This window comes from Cohnella lupini, assembly GCF_003386205.1.
Taxonomy (GTDB): domain Bacteria; phylum Bacillota; class Bacilli; order Paenibacillales; family Paenibacillaceae; genus Cohnella; species Cohnella lupini.
Map to the genome: position 1 here is coordinate 1 of NZ_QRDY01000009.1, position 12,529 is coordinate 12,529.

The following is a 12,529-nucleotide window of genomic DNA, read 5'->3' on the forward strand; positions in this document are numbered from 1 at the left end:
CAAGCCAAACTTAAACAACGCGCACCGATTGAGTATCGGCACGCGCTGGCTGCTTAGCTTTTTTTACGTGTCTACTTGACGGGGGTATGACCAGGCTTCCGGGTTTTTAAACGTTCTTTGGGCGGCTCCGATTAATAAGCCAGTTCCGGGTAAAGCGGATATTGAGCCGACAACTCCGCCACTAGACCGCGGGCTTTCTCGAGCGTCGCCGCGTCTTCCGGGTTCTTCAGCGTCAACGCAATGACTTTGGCGATCGTTCTCATCGCTTCCGGCCCCATGCCGCGAGTCGTTACCGCAGGCGTTCCGACGCGAATTCCGCTCGTGACGAACGGGCTCGTCGGATCGAAAGGTATCGCGTTCTTGTTGACGGTAATCGCAACGGAATCCAGAACGTGCTCGGCTACTTTGCCCGTAATGTTCAGATTGCGGGTGTCGATAAGCATCAGATGGTTGTCCGTGCCTCCCGAGACGAGGTTCAACCCTTCGGAGATGAGAGCTTCGGCCAAAGCTTTGGCGTTAACGACTACGTTGCGGGCGTATTCTTTGAAAGACGGCTCCAATGCTTCGCCAAGGGCTACGGCCTTGGCGGCGATGATATGCATGAGCGGACCGCCTTGCGTTCCCGGGAATACGGCTTTGTCGATCGCCGCCGCCCAAGGCTGACGGCAAAGAATCATGCCGCCGCGAGGTCCACGGAGGGTTTTGTGAGTCGTCGTCGTAACGAAGTGCGCATACGGCACGGGGCTTTGATGCTCTCCGCCGGCAACGAGACCGGCGATGTGCGCCATGTCTACCATCAATAGCGCTCCTACGTCATTGGCGATTTGACCCATTTTCTCGAAATCGATCGCGCGAGGATAGGCGGAAGCACCGGCTACTATCAAGCGAGGACGGTGCTTGAACGCTGCTTTGCGGACTTCGTCGTAATCGATCGTGAACGTTTGATCGTCTACTCCGTAAGCTACGAAATTGTAAAGCAAACCGGACGCGTTCGCCGGGTTACCGTGCGTAAGGTGACCGCCGTGAGCCAGATTCATACCGAGGACGGTATCGCCAGGTTTCAATACGGCCAAGTATACGGCCAGGTTAGCTTGAGCGCCGGAATGCGGCTGCACGTTGGCATGATCGGCACCGAACAATTGCTTAGCGCGATCGCGCGCGATTTGCTCGGGAATATCCACGTACTCGCAACCGCCGTAATAACGCTTGCCCGGATAGCCTTCCGCGTATTTATTGGTCAGAACGGAGCCCATCGCTTCCAACACCGCTTCGCTTACGATATTCTCCGAGGCGATCAGTTCGATATTGTCCCGTTGGCGTTTCAATTCCAAGTTCATAGCATTAACGATTTCCGGATCCTGCTTGCGCAAATTTTCCAACATAGTCGTAAATCCTCCCAGGGGTTATATAATGGATGTTTCATTATTCACAGGTAGTCGATAAGTCTTTATTCCTATCGCCGGAGCTTTGATCCGGCAGCGAATACACGGCGCGCGTTCCGCCGATCAGTCTCGGGCGGGTCATAGCCATATTGACTCTGGCTTGCCCGATCGAGCGGATAGCCGGTCTTAACGGAACCGCGACCGGACGAAGGTGCATCCCTATCATCGTCTCGCCGATATCGATGCCGGCATGGACTTGCACCGACTCGACCAAGCACGGTTCTTTCAGTTGACGATAGGCATAGGAGGCCATGGAGCCTCCTGCCCTCGGAACAGGTACGGCCGAAACCTCCGTCCATCCTTGATCCTCCGCTAAGCGGCGCTCCGTGACTATAGCCCGGTTTAGATGCTCGCAGCATTGCCAGACGATATGGAAGCCGATCCGTTCCCGAACGCGCTCGGCGCCGGCGAATAATTGCTCCGCCACCGACTCCGCTCCGGAAGACCCGATTCGATGCCCTTGCACTTCGCTCGTACTCACGCCAAACACGACGATCTGTCCCGTTCGCAGTCCGCTCGTTTGCACCAGCTCGCTTAGTATCGATTCCACTTGATCGGCTATGGATCCGGATTCAGGCGCCATCGCAAGACCTCCTCGAAGCATGCTCGTTCCAAGTAAGACAATAAAGGTATTATACCTGAATTCGCCGGGCTCAAACAGTTCCGCAAGCCTAACAGAGAGCGTTGCGTACCTGCCGGATTATCTCCCCCATTCCTCCGACCATTAACTCGGACATATGCGAATAAAGACAAAAAAGAGCAAACGTGCTCACGCACGTTGCTCTTTGCCCAGGCGACCGGCCGTCATTCCGATGCTCCACCGTGGTTTCTCCACTTGTCGTCGCCAGTTACATCGGAACCTTGAAGTTATGCTTTTATCATACCCAAGGACGGCGCAAAAATCAATCACCGATCTTTAGGTTCCGAGTCCCATTTATCCACCAAGGTCATAAGGGCGTCCTCGATTTCGTCCGCGCATTGCTCATATAAGGACAAGGGGCCGCCGAACGGATCCTTGATATCGAAGTCGGGAAGGCTGCGTTGCAGCTCTAACAGCCGAGTTCTCTCTTCGGGGCTGAGGTTCTGGCCTAAAGCCTGCCTGACCTGCCATTCCGAGTAGAGCCTCTCGGCCTCGGTTACGTCGTCCATGACCGGATCACCGCGAAGCGCGTATTCTTTAAGCGTGAAGGTTTTGGATAGGGCTTGGGGAAACCGTTGCAGAATCGCCTGCTTATGTCCCAATGTCATCGTCAGGATCAAATTCGCCCAGAGCACCTCCTCCGCGGTTAATATCGTCGAAGTTCCGGGCAATGCCAGGTTTCGCTTCCTAAGCGCGGCAGCCGCATGAGCGGATACGGGCAAGCCATCGACCGTGGAAACTCCCGCGGAACGAATCTCGAGCGGTTTGCCGTTGCGAGCGGCCAAATCCTTGAGCATCGCCTCTGCCATCGGACTTCTGCATGTGTTGCCCGTGCATACGATCAGTACCCTGTTCATATTTATTCCCCCCGTTCACTCTTGGATGTATGTGATATTTACGGATCAACTTCTTATATAAGAAATAATAGACCAAAAGAGAATAAAATAACACCTCCGAGCGCCTCTCCATATCCTCCCAAGGATCGACTCGCCCTGCGACCGAGCATTAAACCCAGAACGCTCATCAATCCCCCGAAAAAGCCGAACATCAGAACGGTCAGCAGAACATGCGTGGAGAACATCCCCAAAGATATGCCTACGGAGAAAGAATCGATGCTCACGCTAAAAGAAAAGACGAGCATTCCCCATACCGTTCGATGATCTATCGAATCAACGGCTTCCCCGCGCAAGGAGCTATATACCATATGCCCGCCGAGCAACAGAAGCAACGCGCCGGCCGCGGAAGTAGCGATCCCTCCAAGCAAGCCGCTCACGTATTGGCCCGTCATCATGCCCCCGAGGGGCATAAGAACATGGAAAACGGCGATAATCGTGCTTAGCTTCAATATCTCGCGTAACCGAACGCCTTTCAGGCCGATTCCGATTCCTAGCGAAAAAGCATCCATGCCCAGAGCAACTGCCATTACGAGTATGGTCAGCATTTGCCCGGTTGCCTCGGACACGTCGAACATAGCTTGTCCCCCTCTTGCAATGTCGTCGCGAACGATGCCGATCAAGACAGGTCTATTCTTCGATAGGCCTGCATGAGGATTGGCGCACATTGCGATACACCTTTGTCCTCTTCCAACATATGCGGACAAGAAGGCGAAAATGCAAGGGTTGAATCAGCCTTGTTCGAGTAAACCGACTTCGCGGACATCCAGCCAAGCTCGCATCAATTTACGATGATTTCCCGCCCTCCGGCGGCTTTGCGAAGTCGATTCATCACCGCGCTTCCGATCCCGTATTCGGGGTACCCCTCCGCAACGATGAAATCGAGTCCTCGCTCGTCGCATTCGCGCAAGCAAGCATAGAGGGAATGCGCGGCTTGAACCGGCTCGTCGTGCGATCCGCAGTCAAAGACGGCTTCGGCTCGGTAAATCGCGACATTCTCCGAGCAAGACAGCACGGCGACCCGTCGCCCTTGGCTAGCCGCTTCATCGGCTTTAGCTTGGACGATTGCCGTCAGCTTATTCTTGTGACCGCTGACAAGTATCATTTCCCCTTGAGGGGCGTAATGCGCGTATTTGACGCCTGGCGAACGAGGCACGTTTCCCGGTTCCTCGTTCGCCTCTGATTGAGCCACGGATAAATGTTCAGAGGGCGCTATAACCGTAGCAATCTTGCCCACGGCGAATTGCAAACGTTCTTTGGTTATTCCGCCCGGCCTCAGAATGTGAACCTCGTTTCCCATTACCCGGACGACCGTCGATTCCAGTCCGACTCCCGTGGCTCCGCCGTCGAGGACTCCGTCGATCTTACCGTTCAAATCCTCCAAAACATGACGAGCCAACGTAGGACTCGGCCTTCCGGATCGATTCGCGCTTGGCGCCGCGATCGGGCACCCCGATCTTCTGATTAGTTCCCTTGCCGCCTCGTGTTCCGGAACCCTTACGGCAACCGTGTCCAATCCTGCGGTAACGAGAACCGATACCGCCCCCTTCTTGACGGGTAATACCAACGTCAACGGGCCCGGCCAGAAAGCATCTATTAAAGCTTGCTCCAACCCGGTTATTCTATCTGCTAACGAATGCACATCTTCCCCAGCGGCTAGATGTACGATCAGCGGGTTATCCGATGGGCGGCCTTTGGCCGCGAATATTTTCTCCACCGCTGCCGTGCTACGCGCATCTCCCCCGAGTCCGTATACCGTCTCCGTCGGAAACGCAATGATGCCGCCGGCGGCGAGCACCGCGGCGGCTTCCCTTATTCCGGCCTCCGTCTGCTCCGCAGGCCAATATTTCGTTATCTCCGTCATGTCGCGTTCCATCCTCGTCGATTTCCAAGTTACTCTTTTTCCGTTATTATAGCACAGCCGTTATTAGAACAAAGATCCGATGAAAGCAAACAGCTTCTGAAGGATTTCCCACAGGAAAAACTTCGCTTTCGGTTGTTCGTCGGCCGGAGCCGCGTCTGCTTGCTTCTTCGAAAAGGACGTCTGCTTCGCTTCGATCGCGGTCGCTTTATCATCCTTGGCCGTAGCCGCCGTCAAGCACAGAGGCGGAAATAGCACGCACCACCAATTCGCTCCGGTACCTTGACCTAGCGTAATCCGCAGCGCTTCGTAATCCCCAGCGGCATACTCTGCTCCATCGAACATTTTATCCGGAAAAGGTACCCTGGCGAGCTCAACGGTTCCGCCATAAGGAGCACCCAGCGCGCGTAGCTTGGTATCGACGGCTTTCTGAATCTCGGGTAACCGGGATCGAATCAAGTCGCGCGCTTCGTCGTGCGATTCGGGCATGCTGCCCCACGAGGCGATAATCTCGGATACTTCATCCCTAACGTTATATTTAACGGATTGATCCGCTTCCTTGTCGGAATTGGCGATAATACGAATACGAATGGCGTCTTCGGGAATGAGCTTTGCTGAATTAGCCGAAGCGAATTGACCGATTAAAGCGGATAAACCAAGGAAAATAGCAAATCCGATAAAAGTCATTTTACTTGCTTTATGAAAAGAGAATGAAAAGGAATGATGGCTAATACGCATAGGTTTTCGCTCCTTGTCGCACCCGTCGGTGCAGCTATGCGTTCCGGAACGTCTTAGCCATCATTATGCCCCGATTCAAAATCTATAAACCTATCAAAAGAGCTTCGCTATCGATTTCTACGCTCATTTCGATTCCATAATAATAGATTACAAAGAAATGGGCATGGACGCCCAAAAGCGGCTTATGCTACCATACAATTAAGATCCGGAAGCACCGGTCAATCGAAATGTATTTTTCGTTTTATTGACATGGGCGAAGGAGGCCAGAGCGTGGAAGAACCGATCCTGCATAAGATTTTCGATGCCGTAGTCTCGCTGCAGCAGAGCTTTGCCGTTATGCAAGAGGACATAGCCGGAATGAAGCAGGATATACGCATGTTGAAAGATGATGTGCGGGTACTGAAGGATGATGTGCGGGTACTGAAGGATGATGTCGTTGCGCTCAATGAAAAGGTCGGCAACCTGGAAGTAAAAGTATCGCGAATCGACGAACGTACGGAACGGTTAGAGCAACGGTTGGATATAACTTTCGATACCGTCGGGCAGATCAAGGAAAACGTTACCGAAATCAAGGCGGAAGTCGTCGAGTCCAGAAACAAGCACGACAGACATGAGTTGCTCCTCGGGGAGATTGCGAAAACGCTATTGGAGCAGGCAGCGAGGATCAGACTGCCCAAACCTATTTGAACGACTAAGTCAAAAAAAGAAGACCGCGAACCCCAGAGGGACACGCGGTCTTCTTGCTATTTAATCGCGATAACATGTCTGTCGATTCCGGCATAATCCTTCACGAATCGAATATCTTGCCAGTCGGCCGCAGCACGGAGGAGCGCCGCAACGTCCTCCGCTTGCCCGGCCCCGACTTCCCATGCGACGACGCGCGGCAATCGCTCCAACAGGGGCAGTTGCCCCGCCATGATCCGGTAGGGATTCAACCCGTCCGTCCCCCCGTCCAACGCAAGCCTAGGCTCGTGATCGCGAACCTCCCGTTGCAAGTCCAAGATGTCCAAGGAAGGGATGTAAGGCGGATTGGATACCAATACATCAAACGACGGATATACGTTTTCCGCCAGAAAAGGGGATAACAAATCTCCTTGCACGAACGAAATGCGCGACGCGACTCCGTTCCTCTCGGCGTTGCCCGCCGCGGTGCGGAGGGCATCCGGCGATAGATCCGATGCCATAACCCTCCACGAGGGGCGTTCCGCAGCCAGCGTGATCGCGAGAATACCGCTTCCCGTGCCTACGTCCAGAACGACGGGAGGCACTGCGGAATCGTTCCAAAGCCGATCGGCGATGTCCAATACCGCCTCTGCCAGCAGTTCCGTCTCCGGGCGCGGAATCAGCACGGACTCCGATACTCCGAAAGCTCGTCCGAAGAAATACTGCTCCCCGATCACGTATTGAACGGGAACTCCCGTCCCCCTTCTTTCCAACAGCCCCAGCCATGCTTCGGTCTTCGCCGGCGGGAATGGATCGCGCCAATCCCGCAACAAGGACGTTTTGTCGATCCCCAGCAAATAAAGAAGAAGAAGCTCCGCATCCGCGGCCGCTTCTTCGACTCCCGCTTGCCGTAATATTTCCATTCCCTGACGCCAAGCATCGCTTAGCGTAAGAGGCTTCGATACGCTATCCAAGCTCACGCCCAGCGCCTCCTTGCTTACCCCATCTGTTCGCGCTCCAGAATCTCCGCTTGTTCGGCAAGAGACAAAGCTTTAACGATATCTTCCATATCGCCGTTAAGAACGTATTCCAAGCGATGCAAGGTCAAGCCGATCCGGTGGTCCGTAACCCGGCTTTGCGGAAAATTGTAAGTGCGTATCCGTTCGCTGCGATCGCCCGTACCGATTTTCTCCCGGCGCTCTCCGGAATACTTCGCTTCTTCCTCTTGGCGTTTAACGTCCGCGATGCGAGTACGAAGCACTTGCAGTGCCTTGTCCTTATTATCGTTCTGAGACTTGCCGTCCTGGCATTGCGCCATGATTCCCGTAGGCACGTGCAGCACGCGCACCGCGGATTTAGTAGTGTTAACGGATTGGCCGCCGGCTCCGCTTGAACAAAACGTATCTACTCGGATATCTTTGTCATGAATGACGATATCGATCTCTTCGGCCTCGGGCATGACGACTACGGTAGAAGTAGAAGTATGGATCCGGCCACCGGACTCCGTCTCGGGCACGCGCTGAACGCGATGAGCTCCGCTCTCGTATTTCATCTTGCGGTAAGCTTCCTGTCCGCTGATCGAAAAAATAACTTCCTTAAATCCGCCGAGATCGCTTACGCTCGACTCCAGCATTTCCGTTCGCCAGCCTTGGCTGTCGGCGTACTTGGCATACATCCGGTAGAGCTCGGCCGCGAATAAGTTCGCTTCCTCGCCTCCGGCGGCTCCGCGGATTTCCACGACGACGTTCTTCCCGTCGTTCGGATCCTTAGGCAGCAGAAGAAAACGGACTTCCTCTTCAAGCTGCTCTCTGCGCGTTTCCAACTCGTCGATTTCCATCTTCACCATTTCGCGCATCTCGTCGTCCAGCTTATCCTCCTGCATCGCTTTCGCGTCCTGCAGTTGAACGAGCACTTGCTTGTATTCTTCATAAGCGCGGTAAGCTTCCTCCAGCCCGGATTGCTCCTTGGCGTAAGTACGCAGCCGCGTCGAGTCGTTTACCACGTCGGGATCGCTAAGCAGTTCGTTAAGCTTCTCATATCGATCCGCAAGTATTTGCAGACGGTCTAACACGTGTCCTCATCCTCCGTTGCCCATGGGGCTTTTGTTTCGTTTCATCTATAGCAAAACAAAACACACCGTATATTATTATACCACATGATTGCCGTTTCGTGCGGTACCGTATAACAACAAGAGACCGACCGCGCGTGCCGCCCGTTCGATCTCCCCCCGTTCCCGTCATCCCGTCGTCCGGTATACTTCCCGGATCGCGTCTTCGATATCGGGCTCCTGCACGCTTAAATCCCTGACCGGCAATCGCGCCGACAGATCCGCAATCAACTCCGAAGCCGTAATCGCGGTTTTATCGAATTGATACCATACCTTTAATCCGTCTTGCCGAACGATTCTTGCCCTGTCGTGCTCGGGCAGCTCGGTCGCGCTTTCCAATTCGATCATCAGAAGGCGATGGGGCGCGCCCACCATTCCTATCCACTTCGAAGCGATAGGCGAGAGCGGTCAGAATCCTCATCTTGATAAAATAGCCGTAAGCCCTCATCTTCCTCAATCACCCGATCCGACGGCGCCCGTCCGCAAGGTAAAAATAGACATAATATACACATATACCACATATTCCTCCGATTGCGATAGCAAAATAAATAGAAGACGCCGACCGGCATCGCCGGTCGGCGTCTTCCATTACGATTGCTTACCCAAACTTACCTTCTTGGGAAAAAACCAAGAAATTCCTTAGTATCCGGCGCGAATACGAGCGTGACAGGTCCCAAGAGGGCATCTTGAGGAGGCGCCACGTCGTATTTAACCTCGATCAAAGGACCGTTGGCCGCTTTGATCTCTTCGAGCTTTTGCTTCTGGGCATCGGTAGTGCTCAGAACCGAAGCGCTGTTGGAGTCGATGAACGATACTTGACCATCGTCCTTCTTAGCCGCCAACGTTTTTATGAGATCTTCGTTCATGTTGCTCCATGCCAGCTCGCGATATTCCTGTGCGGTTTCCGGGGACATCTTCCCCGTTGGAGCTTGCGGAGTCACGCTGCTCTGTGGAATGACCAGATAATGAAGCGGACTTTGAGGTGGCAGGCTCTTCGTCATGAACGGACCGTAATACGCGGTTACCTTCGTACCGGCTTTGACGTTCGCCCACTCGACCGGTTGTCCTTCGGACGTCATCACGCTTGTTTCTTTGCCGGCCGTAAGCACAAGCGTCGTAGTGGTCGTACCGTCCTTCGTTTCGCCGAACTTCACTTGCCAGCCGTCTTCGGTTTTTTCCACCGATTGGATGACGTCTTCTTTAACCAGCGTTTCGCTGTTCACGACGATTTTCGCCGCGTGGGATTGTCCGGGGAAGCTCATCGCGATAACCGGACCATATTCGGCGTATACTTGCGTTCCCGCTTTAAGGTCTTTCGCCGCGAACGTTTCTCCGCTTTCGTTCGTAAGAACCGTATCTTCGTCGGCCGTCAGGATAATCCAATTGTTAGTGCCCTTGCCTAGAAGCTCGATTGTATATTTGCCGTCAGCTTGCGGAGTTACGCTAACGATAACGCCCGAAATAGGGACGTATTCCGCGGCTTCCTCTTCTTGCCCCGTTAATTCGATTTGCTTGCCGGAGGAGCTCCAGCTCAGATCGTAACCAAGCGCGGCTGCCGTATCCCGTGCGGGTAAATAAGCTTTGCCGTTAATATAAATCGGGTGCATAGTCGTATCCGACCCGTTAACGGAAACGACGATTTCATTGTGCAACGCCCCTGTAACCTTGCTGACCAGACCGCTTGCGCCGACCGCGGCGGAAGTTCCCAGAATGCCCACCGCCGTAGCGATAACCAATAATTTTTTCTTCTTCATGTTAGTTGCTCCTCTCAAGTAAACGCTTATGATGGGTGATATGCTAATTCTTGTGAACGTTCAGACTCTATGACGAGCTCGGTTCCCAAAAGGTTACATTAGAAAAATCTAAGGAAAAATTATCCTTTGCGCCGCATTATTCGCACAAGCCCGTCTTATGCGGAAAACAAAAACAACCTAGCGGGATCTCTACCGCTAGGTTGTTTAGATAAAAACCCGATTATACGTTAAACAGGAAATGCATGACGTCTCCGTCGGCAACGACGTACTCTTTGCCTTCCAGACGGGTCAAGCCTTTTTCCTTGGCCGCTTTCATGGAACCGCTATTGGTCAAATCCGAGTAGGACACGACCTCGGCGCGAATGAATCCCCGCTCGAAGTCGGTATGAATGACGGCAGCCGCTTGCGGCGCCTTCGTTCCCTTGCGAATCGTCCAAGCCCGGACTTCCTGAACGCCGGCCGTAAAATAAGTGTACAAGCCTAGCAGCTTATACGAAGCGCGAATCAGACGATCCAATCCGGATTCGGTCAAGCCGAGCTCTTCGAAGAACAGCTCCTTGTCCTCGCCTTCCAACTCGGCGATCTCGGATTCTACCTTCGCGCTGATGAAGACGACTTCCGAGCCTTCGGTTGCCGCGAATTCGCGTACCTTCTGAACGTAAGGATTGCCGTCGGCATTCGCCGCTTCGCTCTCGCTTACGTTAGCCGCGTACAATACGGGCTTCATCGTCAGCAGATGAAGATCGCGAACGAGATGCTTCTCTTCGCTGGACAGTTCCACGCTTCTTGCCGGCTTCTCCGCAAGGAGCGCCGCATGAAGGCGTTCCAGAACCTCAAGCTCCTCCGCAACCTTCTTGTCTCCGCCTTTGAGACCTTTGCGAGTGCGATCCATCCGTTTCTCGACGGAGTCGATATCCGTAAGAACCAATTCGAGGTTAATGACTTCGATATCGTTGATCGGATCGATTTTGCCGGATACGTGAGTAATGTTCTCGTCCTGGAAGCAACGCACGACATGAACGATGGCATCCACTTCGCGGATATTGGCCAGAAATTTATTTCCCAAACCTTCTCCGCGGCTTGCGCCCTTCACTAAACCGGCGATGTCCACGAACTCGAAAGCGGTTGGCACGATTCGATTAGGATTCACGATATCGGCGAGCTTCTGCAGGCGTTCGTCCGGCACTTCGACGACTCCGACGTTCGGATCGATCGTGCAGAACGGATAGTTGGCCATCTCCGCTCCCGCTTGGGTTATTGCATTGAATAAGGTCGACTTGCCCACGTTGGGAAGTCCGACGATTCCGCACGACAGTGCCATTGATCTAACACTCCTGACTCCTTGCGATGCATCGTCAAGCTAGGCTTGCGAACGATCGTCAAGCTGTTCAATTCTCACGCCATTATAACGGAACTAAGCCTCAACGTCCACAGCAAGTCGGCCGATCGCCGCCTTTACGGGCCTAGCTGCTCGTCCATTTCGTCGGGATCGATCGCATCCAACGCTTCCTTGGGTACGGTTACGGCGGATGAAACATTATGTTTGCTATAATTTCCCGCCAACGTCTGTTGGATGGCGGTTTGCTTGCCGGGCTCCAATTCAATCTTCAAATCCGATTCTATCCTATAGGAAAGAGGCCAATGCTTCTCAGCATCCAAGATTAAGATCACTTTGAGAGCCTGCACTTCCAGGCTGCTCTTGACCTCGGTCTCCGCTCCCGACAATCCTAACGTACTCTCCAGCAAACCAGCCACGAAGTCGACCGCTTCCTGGCCGGTCCCTTCGTAACGAACGATCGCCGTCGCTTCATTCGTCGAAACCGTCAGTGCCGTCCCTAACATTTTGATGTCTTGGATCGCCTTTTCAGGGTTTATTTGGAAATCGGATAAGATTGCCACGTTCTCCGCGGCGACACCCTTGCCCAGCTTGTTCCACTCCTCGAATTCGGGGAGATACATATAATATTCATCCGGCATAACGATAGCCCGTAAAGTAGAAACCTCTCCGTCGATCTTGCTGTTGATCGTTTGATCGAGCTTCAACGGATTCCGTTCGGCTCTTCCTTGCATGTCGATCTCCACGACTTCCGAGCCGGCTCCCGAGTTCGTCTGTTGATCCCCGTCGATCTTCTGGCTCATCTGCAGCTCGAATCCGTATTTGCTCATTCCGGCTGCGGCGGTTCGGGCTTTCTCCAACCATTCGGCGGCCGTTTCTTCGCCTTTGATCGAGGAAGAGGATGGCGTTTCTTCGGTTGGCGAAGCAGCCTGATTTTTACCCGTACATGCGGCAAGGAGAATACCCAGCATTACAGCCAAGACGATAAGGGATGATAAATAAAGGAGCTTCTTACGCCTTTCGTTGCCCTCGGCAACTCTCATTCGGAATAACCTCCCTGCGGATAACGATATGGGGGATTGCGCACAATGACCT

13 protein-coding genes and 1 riboswitch are annotated in these 12,529 nt (G+C 53.6%); of the genes, 1 reads left to right on the top strand and 12 read right to left on the bottom strand.

The window, feature by feature from the left end; translation table 11 throughout:
• Positions 1–131 precede the first annotated feature (131 nt).
• The 6 genes from DFP95_RS15930 to DFP95_RS15955 form a co-directional block, all read right to left on the bottom strand.
• Complete coding sequence (locus DFP95_RS15930) at positions 132–1,379, bottom strand: serine hydroxymethyltransferase (protein WP_115993818.1); 1,248 nt, start codon at positions 1,377–1,379, stop codon at positions 132–134.
• A gap of 43 nt (positions 1,380–1,422) precedes the next feature.
• Positions 1,423–2,025, bottom strand: coding sequence for a TIGR01440 family protein (locus DFP95_RS15935; protein WP_115993644.1), 603 nt, complete (start codon positions 2,023–2,025; stop codon positions 1,423–1,425).
• 197 nt (positions 2,026–2,222) lie between these two features.
• Positions 2,223–2,304, bottom strand: a riboswitch (ZMP/ZTP riboswitch).
• Between the two features lie 44 nt (positions 2,305–2,348).
• A complete protein-coding gene (locus DFP95_RS15940) occupies positions 2,349–2,939 on the bottom strand; it encodes a low molecular weight protein arginine phosphatase (protein ID WP_115993645.1) in 591 nt (196 codons plus the stop codon).
• A gap of 53 nt (positions 2,940–2,992) precedes the next feature.
• Complete coding sequence (locus DFP95_RS15945) at positions 2,993–3,553, bottom strand: manganese efflux pump MntP (RefSeq protein ID WP_115993819.1); 561 nt, start codon at positions 3,551–3,553, stop codon at positions 2,993–2,995.
• Between the two features lie 203 nt (positions 3,554–3,756).
• Positions 3,757–4,839 (bottom strand): L-threonylcarbamoyladenylate synthase, encoded by a 1,083-nt coding sequence (locus tag DFP95_RS15950; protein ID WP_115993646.1) that lies wholly within the window; start codon positions 4,837–4,839, stop codon positions 3,757–3,759.
• Between the two features lie 63 nt (positions 4,840–4,902).
• Entirely contained in the window at positions 4,903–5,574 is a 672-nt protein-coding gene (locus DFP95_RS15955) for a stage II sporulation protein R (RefSeq protein ID WP_115993647.1), read from the bottom strand.
• Positions 5,575–5,844: 270 nt separating this feature from the next.
• Between DFP95_RS15955 and DFP95_RS15960 the strand changes: the two genes are divergently transcribed.
• Entirely contained in the window at positions 5,845–6,261 is a 417-nt protein-coding gene (locus DFP95_RS15960) for a hypothetical protein (RefSeq protein WP_115993648.1), read from the top strand.
• A 56-nt stretch (positions 6,262–6,317) separates the two neighbouring features.
• Here DFP95_RS15960 and prmC read toward each other — a convergent pair whose 3' ends face one another.
• The 6 genes from prmC to DFP95_RS15990 all read right to left on the bottom strand — a co-directional run bounded on the left by prmC (position 6,318) and on the right by DFP95_RS15990 (position 12,477).
• Positions 6,318–7,211, bottom strand: coding sequence for a peptide chain release factor N(5)-glutamine methyltransferase (prmC, locus tag DFP95_RS15965; RefSeq protein WP_115993820.1), 894 nt, complete (start codon positions 7,209–7,211; stop codon positions 6,318–6,320).
• Between the two features lie 23 nt (positions 7,212–7,234).
• The gene (gene prfA, locus DFP95_RS15970) at positions 7,235–8,308 is read right to left on the bottom strand and encodes a peptide chain release factor 1 (protein ID WP_115993649.1); all 1,074 of its coding nucleotides are present in this window, start codon (positions 8,306–8,308) and stop codon (positions 7,235–7,237) included.
• 165 nt (positions 8,309–8,473) lie between these two features.
• Positions 8,474–8,719, bottom strand: coding sequence for a hypothetical protein (locus DFP95_RS15975; protein ID WP_115993650.1), 246 nt, complete (start codon positions 8,717–8,719; stop codon positions 8,474–8,476).
• A gap of 233 nt (positions 8,720–8,952) precedes the next feature.
• The gene (locus DFP95_RS15980) at positions 8,953–10,098 is read right to left on the bottom strand and encodes a stalk domain-containing protein (protein WP_115993651.1); all 1,146 of its coding nucleotides are present in this window, start codon (positions 10,096–10,098) and stop codon (positions 8,953–8,955) included.
• 220 nt (positions 10,099–10,318) lie between these two features.
• Positions 10,319–11,419: a redox-regulated ATPase YchF gene (ychF, locus tag DFP95_RS15985; protein ID WP_115993652.1), complete on the bottom strand. Its 1,101-nt coding sequence runs from the start codon at positions 11,417–11,419 to the stop codon at positions 10,319–10,321.
• Between the two features lie 134 nt (positions 11,420–11,553).
• Positions 11,554–12,477 (bottom strand): DUF6612 family protein, encoded by a 924-nt coding sequence (locus DFP95_RS15990; RefSeq protein ID WP_115993653.1) that lies wholly within the window; start codon positions 12,475–12,477, stop codon positions 11,554–11,556.
• Positions 12,478–12,529: the final 52 nt, after the last annotated feature.